General features: G+C 33.5%; 24 protein-coding genes. 2 read left to right on the plus strand and 22 right to left on the minus strand.

Annotated features, from left to right (window positions below; all coding sequences use genetic code 11):
- Positions 1-12 precede the first annotated feature (12 nt).
- The 20 genes from AC3E9F_RS05560 to AC3E9F_RS05655 all read right to left on the minus strand — a co-directional run bounded on the left by AC3E9F_RS05560 (position 13) and on the right by AC3E9F_RS05655 (position 19,793).
- Positions 13-1,134, minus strand: coding sequence for a phage tail tip lysozyme (locus AC3E9F_RS05560; RefSeq protein WP_490672897.1), 1,122 nt, complete (start codon positions 1,132-1,134; stop codon positions 13-15).
- A complete protein-coding gene (locus AC3E9F_RS05565; protein ID WP_490672898.1) occupies positions 1,134-3,272 on the minus strand; it encodes a hypothetical protein in 2,139 nt (712 codons plus the stop codon). The genes AC3E9F_RS05560 and AC3E9F_RS05565 overlap by 1 nt, the downstream gene beginning before the upstream one ends.
- A gap of 11 nt (positions 3,273-3,283) precedes the next feature.
- Positions 3,284-5,791: an ATP-binding protein gene (locus AC3E9F_RS05570; protein WP_490672899.1), complete on the minus strand. Its 2,508-nt coding sequence runs from the start codon at positions 5,789-5,791 to the stop codon at positions 3,284-3,286.
- Positions 5,775-6,167 (minus strand): TcpE family conjugal transfer membrane protein, encoded by a 393-nt coding sequence (locus AC3E9F_RS05575; protein ID WP_060553417.1) that lies wholly within the window; start codon positions 6,165-6,167, stop codon positions 5,775-5,777. The genes AC3E9F_RS05570 and AC3E9F_RS05575 overlap by 17 nt, the downstream gene beginning before the upstream one ends.
- A gap of 9 nt (positions 6,168-6,176) precedes the next feature.
- Positions 6,177-6,395 (minus strand): TcpD family membrane protein, encoded by a 219-nt coding sequence (locus AC3E9F_RS05580; RefSeq protein WP_060553416.1) that lies wholly within the window; start codon positions 6,393-6,395, stop codon positions 6,177-6,179.
- 5 nt (positions 6,396-6,400) lie between these two features.
- Positions 6,401-7,333: a conjugal transfer protein gene (locus AC3E9F_RS05585; RefSeq protein ID WP_490672900.1), complete on the minus strand. Its 933-nt coding sequence runs from the start codon at positions 7,331-7,333 to the stop codon at positions 6,401-6,403.
- Positions 7,330-7,806 carry a hypothetical protein gene (locus AC3E9F_RS05590; protein WP_490672901.1) on the minus strand — a complete coding sequence of 159 codons (477 nt, stop codon included), beginning with the start codon at positions 7,804-7,806 and terminating at the stop codon, positions 7,330-7,332. The genes AC3E9F_RS05585 and AC3E9F_RS05590 overlap by 4 nt, the downstream gene beginning before the upstream one ends.
- Entirely contained in the window at positions 7,803-8,276 is a 474-nt protein-coding gene (locus AC3E9F_RS05595; RefSeq protein WP_490672902.1) for an antirestriction protein ArdA, read from the minus strand. The genes AC3E9F_RS05590 and AC3E9F_RS05595 overlap by 4 nt, the downstream gene beginning before the upstream one ends.
- A 31-nt stretch (positions 8,277-8,307) precedes the next feature.
- Entirely contained in the window at positions 8,308-8,775 is a 468-nt protein-coding gene (locus tag AC3E9F_RS05600) for an antirestriction protein ArdA (protein WP_490672903.1), read from the minus strand.
- 22 nt (positions 8,776-8,797) lie between these two features.
- A complete protein-coding gene (locus AC3E9F_RS05605; protein WP_490672904.1) occupies positions 8,798-9,010 on the minus strand; it encodes a hypothetical protein in 213 nt (70 codons plus the stop codon).
- 19 nt (positions 9,011-9,029) lie between these two features.
- Positions 9,030-9,398, minus strand: a complete 369-nt coding sequence (locus AC3E9F_RS05610; RefSeq protein WP_490672905.1) for a hypothetical protein — start codon at positions 9,396-9,398, stop codon at positions 9,030-9,032.
- A gap of 56 nt (positions 9,399-9,454) precedes the next feature.
- Complete coding sequence (locus AC3E9F_RS05615; RefSeq protein ID WP_263393796.1) at positions 9,455-9,727, minus strand: hypothetical protein; 273 nt, start codon at positions 9,725-9,727, stop codon at positions 9,455-9,457.
- Between the two features lie 234 nt (positions 9,728-9,961).
- A complete protein-coding gene (locus tag AC3E9F_RS05620) occupies positions 9,962-10,177 on the minus strand; it encodes a hypothetical protein (RefSeq protein ID WP_490672906.1) in 216 nt (71 codons plus the stop codon).
- A gap of 2 nt (positions 10,178-10,179) precedes the next feature.
- On the minus strand, positions 10,180-10,515 hold the full coding sequence (locus AC3E9F_RS05625; protein WP_490672907.1) for a hypothetical protein: 336 nt from the start codon (positions 10,513-10,515) through the stop codon (positions 10,180-10,182).
- A 237-nt stretch (positions 10,516-10,752) separates the two neighbouring features.
- Positions 10,753-11,970, minus strand: a complete 1,218-nt coding sequence (locus tag AC3E9F_RS05630) for a replication initiation factor domain-containing protein (RefSeq protein ID WP_490672908.1) — start codon at positions 11,968-11,970, stop codon at positions 10,753-10,755.
- A 262-nt stretch (positions 11,971-12,232) separates the two neighbouring features.
- A complete protein-coding gene (locus AC3E9F_RS05635; RefSeq protein ID WP_490672909.1) occupies positions 12,233-13,966 on the minus strand; it encodes an FtsK/SpoIIIE domain-containing protein in 1,734 nt (577 codons plus the stop codon).
- Between the two features lie 19 nt (positions 13,967-13,985).
- Positions 13,986-14,417, minus strand: a complete 432-nt coding sequence (locus AC3E9F_RS05640; RefSeq protein WP_490672910.1) for a hypothetical protein — start codon at positions 14,415-14,417, stop codon at positions 13,986-13,988.
- 20 nt (positions 14,418-14,437) lie between these two features.
- Entirely contained in the window at positions 14,438-14,746 is a 309-nt protein-coding gene (locus AC3E9F_RS05645; RefSeq protein WP_490672911.1) for a hypothetical protein, read from the minus strand.
- Positions 14,747-14,826: 80 nt separating this feature from the next.
- Positions 14,827-17,952 carry an SspB-related isopeptide-forming adhesin gene (locus AC3E9F_RS05650; protein WP_490672912.1) on the minus strand — a complete coding sequence of 1,042 codons (3,126 nt, stop codon included), beginning with the start codon at positions 17,950-17,952 and terminating at the stop codon, positions 14,827-14,829.
- 152 nt (positions 17,953-18,104) lie between these two features.
- On the minus strand, positions 18,105-19,793 hold the full coding sequence (locus tag AC3E9F_RS05655) for an SEC10/PgrA surface exclusion domain-containing protein (RefSeq protein WP_490672913.1): 1,689 nt from the start codon (positions 19,791-19,793) through the stop codon (positions 18,105-18,107).
- 1,413 nt (positions 19,794-21,206) lie between these two features.
- On the opposite strand from AC3E9F_RS05655, the gene AC3E9F_RS05660 reads away from it, so the two are divergent.
- Both AC3E9F_RS05660 and AC3E9F_RS05665 read left to right on the plus strand, forming a co-directional pair.
- Complete coding sequence (locus AC3E9F_RS05660) at positions 21,207-21,539, plus strand: helix-turn-helix domain-containing protein (protein WP_490672914.1); 333 nt, start codon at positions 21,207-21,209, stop codon at positions 21,537-21,539.
- 2 nt (positions 21,540-21,541) lie between these two features.
- On the plus strand, positions 21,542-21,967 hold the full coding sequence (locus AC3E9F_RS05665) for an ImmA/IrrE family metallo-endopeptidase (RefSeq protein WP_490672915.1): 426 nt from the start codon (positions 21,542-21,544) through the stop codon (positions 21,965-21,967).
- A gap of 20 nt (positions 21,968-21,987) precedes the next feature.
- Here the strand turns inward: AC3E9F_RS05665 and AC3E9F_RS05670 are convergent, their stop codons facing one another.
- Together AC3E9F_RS05670 and AC3E9F_RS05675 are read right to left on the minus strand one after the other, a co-directional pair.
- Positions 21,988-22,269 carry a hypothetical protein gene (locus AC3E9F_RS05670; RefSeq protein ID WP_263393806.1) on the minus strand — a complete coding sequence of 94 codons (282 nt, stop codon included), beginning with the start codon at positions 22,267-22,269 and terminating at the stop codon, positions 21,988-21,990.
- Between the two features lie 10 nt (positions 22,270-22,279).
- Positions 22,280-22,615 (minus strand): hypothetical protein, encoded by a 336-nt coding sequence (locus AC3E9F_RS05675; RefSeq protein ID WP_490672916.1) that lies wholly within the window; start codon positions 22,613-22,615, stop codon positions 22,280-22,282.
- Positions 22,616-22,632: the final 17 nt, after the last annotated feature.

A 22,632-nucleotide genomic window follows, 5' to 3' on the forward strand; every position in this document is an offset into this window, starting at 1 on the left:
CTTTTCTTTCTTTTATTTTCCAGTTACATATAAAAATTCTTTTGCCTGATCAGCAGTAAATACACGATAATTTGTAATTCCTGTTCCCTGACCACTTTGAACAAAGTTACATTCAGAAATCAATATTGATCCATCATCTTTCACATCTTCTACGAAAGCCACATGACCATAAGTAGGGTGACCACCTGCCTGCCTTCCCTGAAAGCTAACAGCAGAATGTTTCGTAGGAGTGTTAGAAACTTCATAGCCTGACTTATGCGCCCAGTCCTGACCATTCCCCATGTATGGATCAAAATTTATTCCAAAATCTTTAGCACGATTGAATACATACCAAGTACATTCACCATAAGGGTAAGATTGAGTAATATAGCCATCTTTTGTAATTTCCTTATCTATCGAGTACCCACTAGGTATATCCATAGCAACTTGACCAGCAGGAACATCTAAGCTACCAGCTATTGCATTCCCACCTGAAGAGCCATCAGATTCAATCGTACCCTTAAAGACTTCATACCACTTCTTACTATCCTTCTCCAGCTTTTCTAATTTTGTCTGACCGTCTGAAAGCAACACACCTTCATAATGTTCAGACCAATATTTTGCACTTTCAAAAGGATCAGTTGCCTTTTGCATATAGTCTTTTACTTTTTTATAGCCATGATTCAATTCATAACTCATTAACTCTAATTCTACCGTACTATCTAAGGTACGAGAACTAGCCTTCGCCCATCTATCACCATTGATTGTGTTACCGTCCCAACCTGACCATTGAAAGTACCCAGCAACACCCCCTGATGGATTCGTCAGTTTAGGATCAAAGTCACTTTCTCTTTCAGCATTGGCAAGACTTCCACTAGCACCCTCTAAAGTGAATTTTTCTTTAGAGAGTTGCCAGTTTAGAATCTTAATCACATCTTCTGCTCTTTCAACAGAGATATTCGCTTTTTGTGCTACTTCTTGCGCTGTTAAACGTGTTCTTTTCCCAGTAGTAGAATCTGATGAACCTGAACTACCAGCAACCACAGCACCCATGAAAAGTATCAAAATCAAGATAATAGGTAGAATAGTTGTAAGATTCGACAAAAGAAAGGCAACTACATATTTCTTTCCCTGATTCTTAATTTGATTCTTCATTAAATCTTACTTCTCTTTCTATCTATCGTAACATTCGGACGATTCTTTTTATTTTTTCTTCCTTGCTTTTTTGGACTAGAATTCCCCCCCTTCATTCGTTTTCCTTTTGGAGTATCAATTCTAGTATTCTTACCTGAATCCACTTGATTCATTCTTTGTCCTTTTAGAGTATCAATTTTAGGATTCTTAACTGAATCCACTTGATTCATTCTTTGTCCTTTTTTAGCTATAAATTCTAATTTCTTCCTTGCAAGTCTTTGGTCTTTCAATCGCTTCACTTCAGCATAAGATGAATTTTTTATTTTCTCTTGAGATTCTGCCTTCGCTAATAAAGAATCTTTTTTTGAATCTAAAGCTTTAAATTCATGAGATTCCTGATCTCTAAAAGCACTAGCACGAACTTTATAGAATGAAGCCATAGTACGATTCCCTTTTTCTTTAAAGGAATTTACAGTACCTCTTACTCCATGTTTCATAGAAGCATATCTATTCCCAAATTTTCCAAGTGATTCATTCTTAGATTGAGTACCATTAGATCGTAAACCTTTAAGGCGAGATTGTAAGTTGTCTTTACCCATCTTCAATCCACCTTTAGCAAATTGACCACCAGCAGAAAGTCCATTCTTACCAGCACCAAGCACTCTTTCACGAATCTTTTTAGTACCTTGATTGAGATTCAAGCCTTTCAGTCTATTTACAGGCAAGTGACCAATTCTTGAGAACATTGATAAAATCATATTTTTATTCTTAAACATCAAGAATAATAGAATAGCTTTTATAAATATCACGATTAGCACATTTTTACCGACTGCCAAGCTAATGAAATCTGTTAATGAATTATAGAAGAATACAAACAGAGTTGTAGCTAACAAGGTTACAGACGATAGAATCAACATTGAGATAGCTTTTTTATTGAACGAATGAATCAATCCTTCCATTGAAGGAAATAGACTAACCAATAAGATAAATGGTAACAAGAGAATCAAGAACACATAAATCATCAAGAAGAAGAATCTTGAAAGACCTAAGACTAGATAAACAATTCCTACTACGGTTACATCAACCAATGAAGAAAGAGCATAGCTAAACTTTGCGCCCCACTCACTTTTCAACATTTTGTTTTCAGGATCTTTGTCTTTTGCAAGATCCTTGATCTTCTTACCACCAACAAGATAATCTCCATCACCTTGTTTATATCCTGCTAAATCTTCAAATTCTGCTTCAGATAACTGAAATTCTCCATCTTCTTTCAAAGGGGAATTCATATACTTATACGCTTTTACGATTGTTTCAGAAAAATAGACATCAACAGCATTAGAATTTTCATTCGTTAATGTTTTAGTGATCTGACCATTAAGAGAAATCGTAGTTGTTCTAAAGCCATCATACAAATGAGTTAACAAATACTTATTCTGTTCATTTACATTTATTTTGATAAAGTAAAGACCAATTATTGTATAGATCAACAACATTTTCACAAGTGCCTTAATCACGCTGCCATTACCAGTTGCGAACAAGTACAGGAGATATACTGCCATACTTGCACCGATAACATAGACTATCTCTTTACTGAATAGAGAAGAAAATACTTTACTAGAGTTACCTATAACGCTATTCAATAAAGTTGAAACATCACTCATTCCCTCTACTGCATTATAGATTCCAGCTATAATCGTGAAGATAAATTTTGACAACCAAAAGATAGCTTGCACAACAGCATTAAAGAAATAATTCATGTTTGAATCAAAACCAAAGAATTTTTTATCAAAGTAAACCTTACTAGTTAGATCAGACATCTTCGACTTATAGTTATCATAAGTCAACTTTCTTGAATCTGCTTCTTTCTTTTTGATAGCTTCTTGACCTTCTATCTTCTTCTTTGCTCTTTCAATCGTTTTCTTTGCTATTTCAGTATCACGATCTTTAATGACAGGCTTATTCGTATTCTTATCAAATTCAATAATATTAAAATTATTCTTTGGTAAGTAATCTGTCCCTAGTCCACTATCCAGCTTGACTGAAGAATTAGAATTAAACGCATTTACACTACTATTCGGTAATGATGGTTCAACAGCACCAACTAAAACAGGAAGGAAAAAGATAGATAAAACAAACCCTAGTAAAATATTTCTTCTCATTTTTCCCCCTTCTATTGTACTGATACCAAATCTGATTTAACTGTTTCAAACAATGGTAGAAATTCAGGAAAAATCGTCCCATCAACAGTGATACGTTCCTTACGTCCAAATGTATCATAATAGATACACTGACCCATTGTCTGATTTTCAAGCCATGCTCTTGATAATTCATCATTTTCAACTCGCAAATGTTCCAAAATTGCTTCTGTTTCTGTATTTTCAGGAAAAGCAAATACTGTACCAAACCCAGTTGTATCAGCACTTGTTTTCAAGTCTTTTACCGATTGAGTAATAAGTACCAAGAAATTATTGAATGATCGTCCAGTACGTTTAACACGATTGACTACTTGCCTTCCGGCAGGAGTTGACAAAACCTGCCATGCTTCATCAAGGTATAACATTGTTTCCTTATCCTTTTCACGTTCACCAAAAATCGCACAGAAATAGGTCAAAGCATACATAACCGTCAAACTTCTTAATTGTGTTTCAGTCATTTCATCTTTATCATTATCTTCAGGCATATCAAGACCAGCAATCTCAACAATAATTGTTTTATCATCAGTCTTTAGAAATTCTTGACTGCCATCGGAAAAACATAATGATAACAATGAATTTTTAGAAATTCTCTTTAGTAAATATCCAGCAGTTGAAACTTCCTCTTTTGAAGATTTTTCCAATTCATCAAAAACTTGTAACATACCAACCTTTTCACCTGCTTTTCTACGCTCAATCACTTTATCAAGCGAATCATACAGATGAGCTTTAATCTTAATATAAGTGTCCTTATCCAATACAGAAGCAACAAGTACGGTTGCTAACTCCGTTAACTCACCTTCATCTTGCAGGAATGAGAATGGATCAAGAACACCTTTATTTTCTTCCTTACGCATATCCAAAGTAATAAAGCGAATAGATCGTATGTATTCTTGTAATTCTTCAGACTTACCTTTTTCTTCCAAATCAGCTAACACAGATAGATATTGTGTTCGCATTTCAGCTTTTGGATCAACATACAGAACTTTTGCTTTTAACAATGAATGGTAAGTAAAAAGTAATTTTGTTAAGAATGACTTACCGTTACCAGTCGAACCAGTAATAGCTGTATGAGGATTGCTTGTTTCTTTACCATGAACACCGATTTTATTGGCTTGTAACAAGTTAGTGAATACAACATTCGTACTATTATCTAAGGCACGTTTAAAATCTCCATACCATGAAGAACTTTCTTTATCAATTCGACCAATAGGAAATCCAACATCAGTACCTACTTTTTTCTTCGTAAAGAACAGATTCTCACAAAGACCACGCAGGCTTGAATATTGTAAAAAACCTTCCCTATCGCCATCAATCAATTCTGTCATTCTGAATTTATAGAACAGATATACCTGATCAGCAACAGCCTTCACAATTTCAACTTCCATATCTTTCAATCTTGAAGCTAAAATATCATACTTAACATTTAATTCTTCAATACTATCACCAGTAATTTGTAACAGGTGAAGGAAAGTAACCATAGGCTCTTTATTATCGTACTTCTCTTGAAAATCTTCTAGTAACTGATAACTTTCTAGGACTTCAATTTTTTGAACATCATCATTTTCTGCTGTTTCAGTCACCGTATTTCCAAGATTCTTACGCTTGTTTCTTGCCCTTGTATTCAAGGAATAGATTCCACTTTTAGTTGAGAATTTCACTTTCAAGGCACTATTTACAGGGAAACCAATATTCTTAATTTCTTCTGCTAAGTGCAAGTAGGAAACATTCTTTGGATAAGCATATACAGGAATAGTTGCTACAAAGCTTTCTTCTTCACCATTGACCAGTTTCAAAGCGTTACCTGATCCAATTTCAATGATTGTTTCATCAACATTCTCAATCGAATTTTGAAGGGCGATAATTTCACTATCTTTATCATAGTATTGACCATTCAAGAAATGAATCCGATTCAACAACATCAAATCTTCTTTCACAACTTCTTGAATATTCAAAGCGTGTAATTTTGTTTGAATCAATTCTTTTTGATCTTGCCATTCCTTCGACCAATCGACCTTCGGTAATTCTTCAAAACCAACCATTTTCATGACTGATTTTCTAAAGTTAGCAACAGACTGCTTGACCGTCACTTTAAAATCAGACGATACATTGACCGACTTCAAAGGCACTACTAGATAATCTTTTGATTCCAGCAAATATGTAACTTCTTCTTCTAAGCGATCAGCCATATTAGAAATCACATAATTTGCCAATGGACTAGTACCAACATCCTGCTCAATATCATGAGAAAGTAACTCAATTTTCTTTGCCAACTCTAAGTCAAAATTCAGAGTATAGATTCCAAAATCACTATAATTAGCAATACTTGATAAGTAATTGAATACTAAATCTTTTGAATCTTCTTTCTCACCATCTTCAATAGTATTGATCACTTGTGGCTCAACTTCAAATACAGCCAGCACACTTCCATCTTTCAAGAGAATCAAGCTATCATCTATCGCCCAAATATTATTCGTTAATTCCACGGTAGATTCTTCTCACTTTCTCATATTTTTTACCTTTACATAAATACATTGAACTTCTCTTACTGTCATATTCTATCCAAAATTTAAAATAATCAACTAAGAAACGAAACAATGTTTTACCATCAATTTTATTTTCAGCTAGTAAATTTCCACACCACCAGCCAATGAACAATGAACCCATGAATCGAAAACCCCAATCCAAAAAAGGTACATACCCTAGCAAGAACCACGATAAAGCGAAACTTACTAGAGCATAGATAATAGTTGACATTTTGAGAGCAAAAGGCAAACTAAAATCTTCATTGATCTTGTGTACCCATATAGGTTGTCTAAATGCGGTAGTATAAACATACAGCTTTTTATCTTCACGCTTCATAAAGTTGACCTACTTGAATACTTCAAGCACTTTAGACCAAATAGTATTCGTTGCACGCAAGACTGATTCAGGGTTATCCATGAAATAAATAATGAATCCAGCAATCAGAATTGTTCCTACAATCGTTCCAACTTTTTGATCCTTCCACGCTTTAAGAGCCTTCGTACCAGCGAAAAATGCTACTGCTGGAATACCAAGTTTTGCTACTAAAAATTGAAATAATGCCATTTGTTCTATTCTCCTTTATCATCATCTTTTTTATTGAAGTCTGCTGGAATCGTATGATCCATTTTTTCTACAAAATAGCTATCTTTATCTTCTCTTAACTCAAAGCTAAAGTTTTCACTATGAGTTGTACCTGCAACATCAAGAGTAATTTGCGAATAAGCATAGATTTTCCCATCTTTCTCTTTTAAGTAGGTATAATCTAAACTCTTAAACGTTGCACCACCAATAGACTTAATTCCATTAGAAATCAAATCTAAGTTTGCTTGACTGGTAGTGTAATTCTTAAAGAACAATTCCAAGAATGATACCAACTTCTTGCGCTTGCCCTCTTCCATTTCATCATTCGCTAACAGCGATACATGATTCTCTTTATCCACCCCTTCAGCTTTAAAATCGCTCACAGGAGAGAACCAAGGCAAACCACTTATATAATACTTGCCATCTTTCACACCGTATGGAATCGTAAATTCAATTCCTACACGTTGATTCTTATCATCTTTCTTCGTATCATAGATCACACGATAAACAGCGACACCATCTTTAGCACTCAACATTCTAGCACTAACAATATTCATCTCCTGCTTCGTCTGACCTTGATTCTTCACATCAGGAACACTTCCATAGTAATCATTCAACTTTGCGACATCTTCATCAGCAGAGCCACTTTTTGAATTATATGTAAAGTATCTACTTACATATCCATCTAGGAACTGTTCCAAGGTACGATCTGTTTCTTTTTTAGCTTCCACCACAGGTGCTTCAGAAAGCCTTGCTTTCATCTTCGCAGTAGTTGCTATTGAAACAAACATGGTTAAACCACAAAACAAGACGAAACCAACCAAGCTAATCATGAAAATCAGATTCGATTTTTTCTGACTGATTTTCTTAACTGTCAGTTGTTTGTCTTTGCGTGGTTTCTTTAAAAACATATTTCTCATTCAAAAGAAACCTTTCTATAAAATCCTTTTGGAGTATTCAGCACTTCTCCTTGTTCAACAAAACCTTGAAATGCTGTCACCCAATTTCCACACTTAAAAAAATAATTTATCAAAAGACCAATATCTAAATTCTTTGAAAGTTGAATCACAGTTGCTACTTCATCTTTAGAACAGAATTGATAATAGGTTGAAATAATCTTTTTGATAGGAACATATCGCTGTAACTGAAATCTCACAACATAATCATCACCATCATACAAATCAAGGACTGCTTTTTTCAGCAAGTAAACCTCGTCCAGCGACATGATCTTATCAACTTCCCAATCAGTAATACCACATACAAAGAAATTCCCTTTATCAATTCCCAATTCTTTCAATCTTGCAACTATCTGATCTTGACTATGCTTCATAACATCTAACTCACAAAGATAATCAAAATTGCCTTCATTCAGAACCCTAATATTCGCTATCATCTTGATACAAAGTAACCTTTATCAACAAAGCTACCACCTTCTTCTAAACGAACATCACGACCAAATTTTTCATAGTCTAAATAGCGTTCTAATGTTTCCCTTGACAATTCAACACCCATATCTTCTACAATATATTGACCCAATTCTCGATCAGTTGAAACATCAGAATATAACGAACAATCATCAAATTCAGCATTTAATAATTCCTTTGGATCAGAACTATTTGATTCAATGAATGATAAAACAATATCTTCATCTACATCTTCCAACTTTTCAGCAAGTTCATTGAACACAAATAAAGAACTTCTTTCAACATCTAAATCAGGCAATTCTTCAATAGATTGAATCGTTGTAGAAACATCTTCTACATCATATCCAAATTCAGAAGCTACATATTCAAGTTCAACAGGCAAAGAAAATTGTTTTACTTTCTTTGTCCGATTATCCATAATCAAAGCTGTTAATTCCATTTTTTCTCCTTATAAACTCTTTTTTTCTCTATTATCTTGATACAAAGTAACCCCTATCAGTAAAGCTGCCACCTTCAGAAAGACTAACATCACGACCAAACTTCTCATAATCAAAATACCGTTTTAGTGTTTCGATTGAGTAATTGAAACCATCTTCTTCAACAGTATGTTTTCCTAACTCATAATAAGTATTAACATCAGGATATAACCAACAACCTTCAAAATCAGCATTTAATAAGGAAAGTGCATTAGATTTTTTTCGCTCAATAAATGTAAGAACCAAATTTTCATCTACATTTTCTAATCTTTTAGCAAGTTTATTCGCTAAATCCAAAGTCAAACCTTCGCAATCTAAATCAGGCAATGTTTCAATCGAATCAATCGTAACTTCAATATCTTCACCTTCATAGCCAAATCGTTCAGCTACTTCTTCACTAGAAATCGGAAGCAAAACTCGTATAGCAATTCCCTTATGAATAACTAAAGCCATTAAATCCATTTTTTATTTTCTCCTTCCTAAATCAACCTTCTACCTGCTTATTTAACTGTTCCAAATCAGCAACATTAAATACACCATAACCAATGAATGAAGTACCCTCATAATCAACAATTTCAATTTGATCATCATAAGAACCACTCAAACCAATCACAGACAACTTTCCAAAATATAAAGGCAAGCTAAACCAAGCCTGCCTTCCATTTTTTGGATTCTTAATTAAAACTCTTGAAGTCATATTCAGTACCAACTATCCCTTATTGCAACAAGTACCAGCTATCACCTTCATGACCAAGAAATGTATAAGAATCTTCTATACGATTGATAATTTCTTCTTCGTGTTCTTCTACATAAGCAGACAAACGATCTTCATTAACTAACTGCTCATATTCTCCATGATCCAAAATACCAGCAAAGTCAATTAACGCTTCTTGTGTATCAACTTCTGTAAATGAATTGATATAAACATTATCAGGGTTACAACCATCAAACTTACCAAATTCAGCACCATCAAAATGTTCATCTAATCTTTCAATAATCTTTTCAGGTAGTTCAAGAAAATGTTTCCCATAAACATAATCTCCACAAATATCTGAATAGCTATCATAAATAACTTTAATACTCATTATTTCTCCTTCCAAACAAAAAAGGAAGCCACTCTTGACTTCCTTTACCATTTTAATTAAATTGAAGCCGAACGCTCAAAACTAGAGCCAATCGCAAATGCACGATTCGTTACCTTGTTATACTCTTGATTCATTGAGTAATAACTTGATACATCTTTCTTGATACATTCAATCACTTGATATGGAAGGCTCAAATCATCAGTATTTTTAAGGAGCGCACTTAACTCACCAGCTAAAGTCCACGCTTGCTTAAATTCTTGATCCTTCAATTTCTTACCAAGTTCCAATGACAACTCAATCACTTGTTTATCTTTTCCACTTAAAGCCATTTTTTTATACCTCATTTTCTATTTTTTAGCTTTTACTTTTTCCCAGCAACCATGCAGGAGAACGCTTCTTAATTTTCACTCCATAAAAACCTTCCTTTTCATTCAACAAATAAACCACTTACAAAAAATATCAGAAATAGCAGAATAGAGATTTTAACATTCCCTATCAACACATACGAAGCCAGCGACACAACCAATCCTACAATGGAATTTAAAATCAAATAATGTATGATCTTAAAAATCATCTTTACCATTCTTATCATATAACGACCTATCCAATTCTTTAAAATTCATCACAACTCCTGCAACTAGCGTAATACTAAAGAAAACAAAAGCGATTTTAGAGTTGCCACTAATCAAATTTACAACAAGAAATATAACCATAGGCAATATATAATTCAAACACATAAAGCGCAGCACTTCTCTTAACCACTTCAAGATTCTAGCCATCTTCAAACCCATCTTTCCAAATGATATTTTTTAACCAATAGATTATAGACATCTATTCTCTCCTTACTATCTCTTTTCAGCAAACCAAACAATAACAACTTTCTTTTTATATCCACTTCTTTATTCAGATATTCTTCATATTCTTTAGTTAGTCTTTTAACCTCATACCAATCTTTTCTTGTTTTAGTTGATCTATACTTCTGACATTGAAACTCAATATAATCTTGATAACCTCTAGCCTTCTTACTCGTTACAATTCCATCATAGAAATACCTTGCAGGAATCAAATACACCAATTTTCTTAAAACTTCATCAGTTATTTTTTTCTTCTTTTTCACAGAACAACCTCAAATAAAACTAACTATTTTGTCATATCAAGAATCGCATTCACATCTTCATGAATCCTTGACCAATCCAATGTATATTCCTTGAAATAAGTCCGAAAGATTTTTGAAGGCTCAACAGGAATCACTACTAAATTTTCATTCCCTTCAAAACTAGGAAAATAACTACTAATAGACTTCAATCCTTTATCAGTAGATACAACTAAGTTACTATTATTCACAACTACTGAATCAGTACCTATCAACCTGTAAATTTTTCTCATAATCAACCCTCGCTTGCTCTAATTTCTTCCAATTTTTTTCACTTATATTCCCTTCAAACAATATCTTTTTCAACTTATGCTCACCTGTTATGTTTTCCCAAGTTTTAAGAACGGTAGTAACACCTGAAACATTCTCATTGATCCATTTATACTGTTTATCAAAAAAACCAACTTCAACAGGGGCAGTTGAAAAACCAATACGATCAACTTCGCCCAGCAATGAATACCACTCTTTGTTAAGAACCTTCTTTCCATTAACTTTCTCATAGACCTTAATCTTGCTATTGATAACTCTTACAGCCAACTTCGCCATATCCAGCTTTTGATTCAAGGCTTTTTTTACAAAGTCCAAAGCTACTTCATCACACATTCGCACTTCATACCGATTCTTGAATTGTAAAGCCGAATGAATGAAATCTAAATCAAAACCAAGTTTTTTCGCCTGCTCAATATCCTTCTGATAAAAGCAAAAATGATAGGCAGATTGTCTTGATCCAAAGTAGATTGTTTTAGCTTTTCCATACTCACCATTATCTTCAATCTGCTTCAATCCCAACCGACTATCAATCAAGCCTTTGTCCCAAAGTTCTACCAGCTTACCAAGTTCAAAATTCCCTTCTTCGTTATATTTTTCGTCAAGCGCAATATCTAACCGAGGTATATTCATATACTTTCCATCACCTTCAGCAATTTCACGCTCATACTCAAAACAACGAATAAAGAAATCTCTCCAGCTTGCCTTCTGTTCTTCTTCTAGGTAATATTCAAATTGCCTGCAAGCCTGACCTTTTAACTCAATCATACAACCCATATCTTCCCTTTTCTTCGATATGAAAACATTGATATGCTGAAATGTATATTTTGTATCATACCCTGAACCACCTTTTTCTTCTTCAAGAAAAGGCTTATTCTTCAAACACAAGACTTTCTCAATCACTTCAATATAATCTCTTGTTTTGAATGTCACCTTCACATAGTCAACTTTACCTTCCAAAGAGAAACCACTATCTCGCACACCTTCTTTAAAAGCTACCAACTCTTTAATTTTTGAATCGTATGCTTCGGAAACTTTTCCAGCTTCCTTCCATCTATAAAGTGTCGCTCTATCTATTTCTAAATAGTCCGAAATCTCCTGATCTGAAAAAGAGTACATTTTTTGTACTTTATTCAATTCTTTAAATTCCATATTTCTCCTTTTTTTCGTAATATTGCATTTTTTGAGATAAAAAAACCAGTGTTATCAAGGCTTTTGACTTTATCGCACACCTTCTACCCCCCTATTAGTCATAGGGGGTTAATTCGCACAATCCAGCCTGCTAGTACACGCTAGTACACGCAGTCACTCGTCGCATACGCTTCCTCGTTCCTGCTACTAGCTACTAGCAAGCTGAATTGTACCAACTAGCACTAATAAAAAAGAGGGGAATAACCCCTCACCAACTACTAGATTAGTATTGATCAAAAGGAAAATCTTCCAAAATCTCACTCCAATTTTGAGTAGTATTCTTTTTCAACTCAAACAAATCTCTAATAATATCTCTTTGAGTTTTATCAAGTAACACTACGTTATCTTCCTTTTCAAAATCTAAAATACCATCTAGCTTATCAACCAAGTTTTTCATAGAACCAGCAGAAACACCAAGTTCTTTAGAAAAAGCAAATGTTCTTACAAGATCATCTTCATTTTCTTTTTGTTTACTTGCCATCAATTCTTGAACCAATTCAGGACTAGCTTTTTTAACCGTTCCTTTTTCAAGTTCTTCTTTAGCCTGCATTTCTTCCTGTAAGGCTTGTTTTTCTTCTTCGGAAAGAACAGCTTCAGGATTTTCTAAAGGATTGAAAGGATTTTCTCGTCTTTCAATCTTCTCATATTCATCATAGAATGAGAATTTCTTTTCAAGCAATGGTGAATAGAATTCCCTTGCTACTTCTCCATAGACACAAGCATAACCTCGACCATAAACACGCTTGCCACCTACATACTTCACATACTTAAATTCTTTATTTCTATTGACTTCGCCAAAGGCTAGATCATAACTGATCTCGTCCAATCGTCCAACAGATATACGAAAGTTAATGTTAGCTTGCAATTTTGAGCCTAAATCTTCCCTTGCAGGCTTCTGCATAGCTATTATTCCAAAACAGCCAGCTTGCCTTCCAAGAAGCAGGAATTGACCCATAGCATTATCTAAACGCTGTCTAGTTTGAAAGTCCAGCATAGCACACAAGGCATTGTATTCATCACAGACTAGGAAATAAGGCTCTAATCCGTACTCATAATACTTCTTCATATCCTTATCGCCATTTTCAGCTCGTTTTTGACGAATATAGGCATATCGTGCAAACATAATATCTACCCCTCTTTCGATCATAGCTACTATATCTTCAGCATTATATGAAATTCGCCCTTCAAAAGCCTTCTGTTCTGCCATAGTTACAAAGTCAGCTTGTTTTGGATCACCAATATCAACTACACCTTCTTTCGCTAAAGCACGAATCAGAGTTCTTAATAGAACAGTCTTACCACCACCAGTACCACCGACTACCAGCAAATGAGGATCATCAATAGGATTCCAGTAAAGATTCTTCATCAGTTGAATACCTTTATCAGAATAATTGACATCAGTTACCTTAATACGATTCAAAAAAGCAGAATAGGCTAGTTTGTAGGTTTTAAACTTTATATCGTCTTGTACTTCCATAAAGTCCATAAAGAAAGTTGTTTCTAACTCACTACCAATCTTCTTAAACTTTTCCTGAAACTTGTTACCAGCCATTTTAAAAGCCACATCAAGATCATAGCGATTCTGCTTCATATAAACAACAGGAAACACAACTTTATCAATAGTACCTGATTCACGTTTTACCTTCTTTATATAGGTATAACCATTCTCTTTCAAAAAGAAAGCCAGTTTAGACAGTCTTTCTAACTTTTGAAAAAGAAAGATTCTTTCTTGTGAAAACCATGTTAGATAAATACTTAAAACAATAAATACTATCAACATGATCACAAGAATAACAATAGCTGCTATATCCAACCCCTTGATTTTTTCAAAGTTTAAATAACCATAATATACAAGCGCAGGACTGAATAACAAAAAGAAAAAAGAAAAGATAAAGTATCTAAGATTCACCATGTAAGGCTTAATCTTGATTCCCCTGTATGCAGGAAACAAACCCATATCTTTTCTCCTTTATCAACTAGCCTTTATGCTCTTGTTTTTGATCTTGCTTCTGCTCTTGTTTAGGTTGAGCAGTTACACCAGCAGCAGCGCCAACACGCTTAATATTTTCAGCACGCAATGAGAAAGCAAGTGCTTTGATTTCAGACACATTATTGTTACCACGATAAACAGTATCTTCATAATCATAAATCCAAATTGTAGCTTGTCCTACAATTTCAACTTCCGACATGAACGGAATATCTTCTACTGAAATACCTTCTTCCAGCTTGATCGCAATAGTTTCTTGCATTTTGTCAGAGAACACTTCGGCATGAGTAGGATAATCAACAGCTTCACCTTCTACCATTTTCCAGTTTTCATCAAAACCAAGAAAAGTAAGTGTACCGAATTTTTCCTTCACGTTTACAGGAATTTCTGCATTATTAAATTTACGAATATTAAAAGCCATTTTTCTATTTCTCCTTTTTATTATTTTTCAAAACGCAATTCACTTGCTTCAAATTGAATTTCTTCTTTTCGACCAACCAAGCGAGTTACGAAATTAAGTCCTGATACAAACTTAACAATAGTCAAACCTTTTGCTTTTGGAGTATCAGAATTGTTAATTCCATATACACGAACAGTCACGCTATTTTGTTGATCTCCTGAAAGTTCAAACTCACGGAAAGGAACGAAATTTTCTCCGTTACCAGTCACAACTTCACGATATTTTGGATTGACAACTACTTTAGTTCCAATCGCTTCCAACCCAACAGGGATTTTTTTAATTTTTGCCATTTTTTTATACCTCTTTTTATATATATTTTTTGAAAATAAAAAGGGCGATTTTCCTGTTTTAATCGCCCTTAACAAATAGACTAATCTTCTTTACGTTTAAGACCAGCTACACCAAGCATAGTTGCAAGTACACCAGCTAGACCAAACCAACCAAGTGAAGATTCAGCAGTACCAGTATTCGGTAAAGCTGGTTTTTTCGGTTCTTGTGGTTTAGGTTGCTCAGGAGTATGAGTTACAACTTTAGCTTCCATTTCTTGACTATTTACAATGTTCACAAATTTGTTTTCAACATCACCACTTGCAATACGCTCAACTTCAATATAGAAATCAGCGTCAAACGTACCTTGTACTCCTAGAGAGTTCAAGAAATCTTTGTCAATAGTATATGACCACTTACCATCTTTTTCATTCCATGTTACTTTAACAATTTTCTTGATAAAGTCAGAGTTTGTACTTTGATCAAACTTGAATTGGAAAGCATAGGCAGTGCCTTTAGCAATCTTATCTCCAGCCTTAACAACTTTACCATCAGAAAGAACTACATCATAAGGTGGTACCATGTCTTTTCCAGCTACATATTCAGTACCACGAATGATTCCTGACCAGTTACCAGTATAGCGATCATGCTTCACATCTAACTTATCAATACCATCATACTGATAAAGTGTATCGTGCTTGCTAGGAACGGTCACTCCATCAAGAAGATAACGTAAGAACTGACCAATCAAAATTTCTTGACCATCACGAATCTTCTTATCGTCTTTTTGATCTACAGCGTGTTTTTCAGGTTTCAAATCAGGAACTTGAACTGTTACCAAATTAGATACAAAACTATTTCCAAAATCAATTTGATGGAAATCATTTTTAACAATCTGTCCTTTTTCTACCAACAAACGAGCAGGAAGATCAATCGTGATATTCTTAGCTTGTCTTACATAATTCTTATAGAATGAAGCAGAATCTTTTGCTACAAACATATAGAACTCACCTTTTGGTTTCAGACCAGCTTCCTTCAAAATGTTTTGAATTTCTTTTGTACGTTGTTTTTCAGAAAGAACATGGTACATATTAAACAAAGCCTTAACATCTTTACCAGCAGAATCCTTCATAGTGATTTTGCTATCATCTACCTTGTAAGCACCATCTTGCACATCATCAACCATTGCCCATGTTTTACCATAAGTCTTAGAATCAGTAGTAAACGTTGAATATGGTTTGTAGTCAGTTGTCAGACTGAATTTCACATTCTTATCAAATGTATTCGCACCATTGATATTGTTTGCGTAGTTATCTGTAATAGCCTTCACAGGTTTAGGAGTTGAAGGAGTTACACGCAAGCGTGAGTAGTTCACTTTTACAGTAGGAAGTAAAGGCATTTCAGGAATTTTTTTCTTCTCAGGGGGAGTTGGAGCAGGGGGAGTTGGAAGTGTTGTACGAGGTACAAATTCTTTCGGTTTCTCCAATTTAGGTTTAGGAATTTCCTTAGTATCCTTTTGTTTCAATTCAGGCTTAACAGGAGGTTTAGTTAGAATTGTAACAGGAACAGTTGCACTTGCCTTACCAAACAATCCGACAGCCCAGTTTTCAGCTTCAAAAATTTCTTTATCAGTTGGAACAGGCTTACCTTCTGCAATAGCTTTGTTTTTTGCTCTTTTACGAACATAATCAATATCCGATTGAGAGTGTTTACCTACTCCATTGTGGTAAGATAGATTTAACGTAGAGCCATAACCTACTGAAAGAATTGAACCACGTGGAATATCAGCTTCATTTTTAACATCAGTGTACCCTAGATCACCTGCCTTAACACCAAGATCAGGAACATCATAAGTCCAAGCTGTCTTGTATTCTCCCTTGTAGTAATCTTTGCCATCACGCTTAACTTTTTTTACATCTGAACCTTTTGGATTGAGGACAATCCCTTCTGTTCCATCTTCATAAGTCAAGCGCAACTCTTGACCGTAATCAATGTCATTAAACATTGAAGCAATAGTCAAGATAGCTTTTTGTTTGTTCTTTTCTAAGAAGAACTCAATTTTAGGATTGAACTCAACTAGATTCCAAAAATTAAAATTGATAGAACCATCTTTATCATATTCATAAATTTTAATCTTTGTATCTGACAATGATTTACCATTTTCAACCCATTCTTGTTCAACTTTATTAAAAGTGAACTTAGCAGAGATTTTTTGACCTTTATCATTTTCAGCTACATTATGGATCGTGAAAGAATCGCCAGCTTTAGGATCACGAATTTCACCTAACAAGCCTTTACCTTTAGCGATAAGACCACTTCGGCTACCTGAGATAGTTGAATCTGTATGAAGTCCAATATAATCTTTGACCTTCATCAAACCTTCTAACCCTTCAAATGAAGCAGTCATTTTTTTGTAATAGTTGACGCTGCCACGTTGACTTTCATCATAATCACCATAAACAGTGATATGAGGTTTTTCAGCTTTTACACCCTTCTTAGTAAGTTCTTCTTTCTGCTTATTATAAGCAGACAATTCTTTACTATATGTTTCCAGCTTCTTATTATATTGAGATTGAAGATCAGCATTATCTTTTGCAACCTGTTTATTATAGGTTTCTTGGTCTGCTACAGCTTTTTTGTAGTTAGCTTCTTTTGTAGCGTTGTCCTTTGCGATCCGCTCATTTTCAGCTTTGTTTTCAGCTTCTTTTGTAGCGTTGTCAGCAAGAATAGCTTTATTTTCAGCTTCAATACGTTTGACTTCTGCTTTATGATCCGTGACAGCTTTTTCATACGCTTCTTGTTTAGCCTTATTTTCTTTTTCAACTACTTCACGTTCTTTAGTAATTTTATCTACCTTAGAAGAATAATCATCAGTCACAGTTTTAACATTTTTTTCCTGCTTCGCATAATCAGATTCAATTTCTTTTTTCTTTTCTGCTACTGTTTCAGAAGTTGCTACACCTTTATCTTGAACAGCACCTACTTCTACATTCACACCAGCATTTTTAGCTTCAGTAACAGCTTTATCAAGTTTTTCATGAGAAACAGGAACTTCTACTTCTGTTTTCTTCTCTACTACAACAGGTTTATCAGTTGAAACTTCATCAGCAGAAACAGTCCCTTGTAGTCCCATTCCCAAAATACCAAGCGCAAGAATAACTCCACACGCACCAGCTACTTTTGTCTTACGGATTGATCCATAAGTTTTAAATTCTTGTGATTTTAACATTTAACTATATTTCTCCTTTTTTTAAAAATCATTTTTTTATTTTTTTCTAATCTCATTTTACTAGGACGGTGAACGAGATCGCTTAAACACAATTAAAATCATCTTTACTCCTTTTTTCCAATAAAAAAAGCCAGTTAAACTGACTTTAAAGACTATACCCATCTTCCTGAGTAATCAACCCAGTACCTACCTTGAATCCACTCAGACCAAGCGTAAACGCCATTAGATTTCAAGTAGTACCAACCACCGTAATATGAATCATAAACCCACTCATTCTTAGCCATAGCACCACTAGACTTCAAATAGTATGAACCCTGCCAGCTATTCTTAGCCATATATCCACCTGATCTAAAGTAATACCAAGATTGATAATACGAATCATAATACCATGCACTATTTATATAAGCACCACCTGATTTTAAATAAAACCAAGAACTATAATACGAATCATAAATCCATTCATTATCAGCCATCTTACCATCTGACTTCAGATAGTATGAACCCTGCCATGAATTAGTTACACGATTCCCATTTTTGTAATAATACCAATAACCATTCTCTTTTTTCCACCCATTTTTTTCAATAACAGAGTTAACCTTTTTCTTACTAGAATCATTCGGTTTTTCCTTGTTTTGAACAGCAGGTTTTGAAGGTTTAACAGGTACATCATTCTTTTTGTTCTGCCCTTCTCTTTTCTCCTTTTCTTTTTTCTCCTTTTCTTTTTCTTCTTTTATTTTTTTATCAATACTATCATAGCTATCATACGCAGCCTTAATCTTCTCATACTTACCTTTTTCAGTCTGCAATTCTTTTTCTTTTATAGATAACAATGATTTTCTATTGTTTTCAGTAGTATTCGAAGGACTATCTTTTTTAAAGGTAGACTTATTCGCTTTTGATAATTCGTTATCAGACACAGTAACATAGCTAATACCTAACCCATCTTTAAGATAGTGTAAAGATATTCCAAGATATTCATTCTTATAACTTTTACCATAATTTAGACCAGCTATTGATTGAGCATGAGAAAACTCAGAACCATTATACAAAAATTCTACAATAGAATAATAAATCCATTTTTTCATATCTACTTTAGTCATATCACTTGTGACACCACTCAAAGCAAATGAATTTTCATAGAACTGTCCACCTGTTTCTCGTTCTTCATCTTCTTTACTAGAGGTAGGTAAACCATATTCTCTAGCTATATCATTGATACCCTTGACATAATGCCAATCAAAAACACTCCTATCAGCTTCACGAACCTTATTAGATAGCTTGTCAGCAAAATCAATAGACGAATTGGCCAAAGTTAATTGAGGTAAGCCCATCTGATTTCTGACTTGATTCAGCATATTTAAAGCAAAATAATTCAATTCAATTTTCACATCTTTAGGAAGATTATTGACATCATAAACTTCTACTTGATCAACAACATTCGAGATAAAATTATCTTCCTGTAAACGTAATTTCTTACTTTCTGCTTTTAATATTGCTTCTGCCCTATCTCTTTCAGAATCACTTTTCTTATAGTTGTAGTAATCTTTAAGAGCCTGAACATATTCTGAACTCACCTTGATAGTATTTTTTTCACTATACGGAGTTTTAAGTTGATTGAGATTCGCTTCTAATTCTTTAATCTTATTTTCGGATTCAACCAAAGAATACCAGCGACCATCACTAGCATAACCAGTAACACCATTCTTTTTAGCAATTTCTTCTTTCTGTCTTTCCAGTTGTGAGATTTTTGATTCCCAACCACTGTCAGCATGAACTACGCTATTGCCATAAGCAAGCAAAGTTACCGTTGAAAGTAACAATATTGAAGATTTAACTTTCATTTTTTCTCCTAGCCAAATTCAATAATTTCTCCAGTTTCTAAAAAATGGTTATAAGTACGATCAATACGATTATCAATCTTACGATAAAAAGTATTCGTTAATTGACCCATAGCATATAACTTCCTATACAATTCTTCACAACATTTTTTAGACGATACATAAACATCAGCGCCCCTCTTAACGTGAGCATAAATTTTTAGATTCCAGCAGAACCTACTATATATTCGCAGGTATTCCCTACGAATCCATTCTTCTGAATATGTTCTTACATCATCTTCTCCCTTCCACTCAATAGATACGATTTTAACACACCTCTTTCAATTATCTTACTTTCTATCACGATCTATTAGATAAAAACAAAAACTTCCAGCTACTAGAATAAATAAATACGATACAAAACCAAATAGATCATTATTAGAAATCATCACAAATAACAAACAGAACATCAAATTTATTATCAACACACTTAAAATTTTCAAACAAACGATCAATAATTTCAAATGACATTCTAACCAAAATACAATTCCTTTTTTCAGGAAAAGAATATAACCTTCTAAAATTTCTCTTATAAAAATACCCTCTTTCTTTCTATTGTTAATTCACATAAAAGAATAAATCCTATTCTCTTGTGAAAACTAACAATAAATTTTATTGTTAATTTCCTTTTTGAGTAAAAATAAAAAGGCTTATATTTCAAAGCCTTTTCTTGTTACTCTTTTTGTGTATGCTCTTATCTTCGCACACTTTCAGCTTTATAGCTTACTCCCTTCGCCACGGTCACAGATTTAAGGATAACTCAATACCCCCTCTTCCTTACCCTAAGGCATTAGCAAGTTTTTACTCTTACACACCGACCATACGATATAGCCTCACTATCTCACTCTAGCTACCTCTACAAAGTATCATTGACTGCACCACAGCCGTCAGTTCCCTTTTCTTATCTACTCAGGCGAAAGGACGAAAAACCCAACGTGATCAATGATGATTAATAGATATAGTTTACGGAATCTAGCTTAAAGTTTGGTATTTTTGAGAACTTATCAAACGATAATTGAAAGGTATTGTGGGAACAAGTGAAAAAAGTTTAGAAAAAAATCACTTATAACAACACCAAGAAAAAAGCTAGATTTATTCTAGTTTTAATAGCTAAACTCCACAAACTATATCTACCATCAGACACACCTTGACATTTTACTAATTTTCACTTATAATTAAATTGCTACATTTAATCGTGTTAGTCAATGATTCGTTGTTGTCTGACACGTTTTTTATTAAATTTTCAATGGACTTGAATTAAGAAATCAATACTTAATTCTTATAAGCTATTGCTTATATACCTATTATATAACCCATAGCTTATTTTGTCAATAGTTTTTTTAAAATTTTTTTAAAAAATTTTAAAAAGGAGTAAATATGTTTTATGATCGACTAAAAAAGCTAAGACAACAAGAAAAATATACACAAAAAGAAATTGCTAATTTCTTAAATATAACTCAACCAGCATACCAGCAATTTGAAAGTGGTAAAAAAAAGATCAACATAGAAACAATGCAAAAACTTGCAGATTTTTATAATGTATCAACAGACTATCTTCTAGGTAAAACTGATATTCCTGATCCTGAATCAGATATTGATCTTGATTCTGCTATTGATAATTCAGTAGCCTATGATGGTACACCTATCACAGATCACGATAGAGAAATTATAAAGAATTATCTAAACGAATACTTTTCAAATAAAAAATAACTATGAATCTAAACAAAGTTATAAATGAGATTGAACACCTAAATTGCAAAGTGATCATTCTTAAAGACCTATCCACTAAAGGAAGATACGTTCTAGCAAAGAATAAACACTTCATCTTTCTTCGAGCCGATACATCAGAAATCGAGAAAATAAACGTTCTACTACATGAGAAACACCATCTAATCAATGATGATTCTAACAACTCACTATCTCAAATAGATACCTTTAAAAATCATATAGAAAATACTAGCGAAAAAGGACGAATTCTTGATTTTATGAGTTTAGTGAACAGCGAATATCCAATAGACGATAGCTTCAATTATCAGGACTATCTCAAAAATGCTGATATTCCTTCCAAGTATGAAAACTACGTTAAAGAAATAGCCACACAATTTTATAATGAAAACAAAAAAAATAACACTATCTAATGATAGTGTTTTTTCATTTTTTACTCCATTTTTGCAGTTAAACATAACTCATTATTGCAATAAATAACTAACTCACTTTCTAAATAACCAAAAATTCCCCCACCTTTTTTTCTAAACACAAATTTAACAAAATAGACCTCTAAATCACCTTCATATTCAACTTCAGTATCAAAATTTGAACCAGCTTCCATATCTTCTATATAATCAGAATAATCATTTAAGAAGTCCCTTAAAAAATAATTTAATTTTGGTTTTAAGAATTGAGGTACAGAATTATAATAAACCACATCTTTTATTTCCATTTTCTTTCTCCTAATCAACTTTTGACAAGAATTCTTTCAAACGCATTATATCTCTATCCGTTAAACTTCCTATGATTTTTATTCTAACACTTTCTCTTTCTATCTCATAGGCTTGAACAGTATCAATCCAAGAAGGCTTCTCTAAACCTGCTTTAAACCAATCAATAATCTCAAAATATTTTGCCTTTATTTTATCTGACTTATTTTCATATTTTGTAGTCAGACGATAAGTCTTAATGACTTCATCATTAAACTCAATAACCATTGCAGGACGAGATTTTGAACCTGATCCATCAGCATATTCAATTCTTGCTATCAATATTGAGTATTCTTCTAGTCTTTCCATTTTAACCTCTAATATCT

This window comes from Streptococcus sp. SCPM-O-B-15277 (M60) (genome assembly GCF_058200335.1).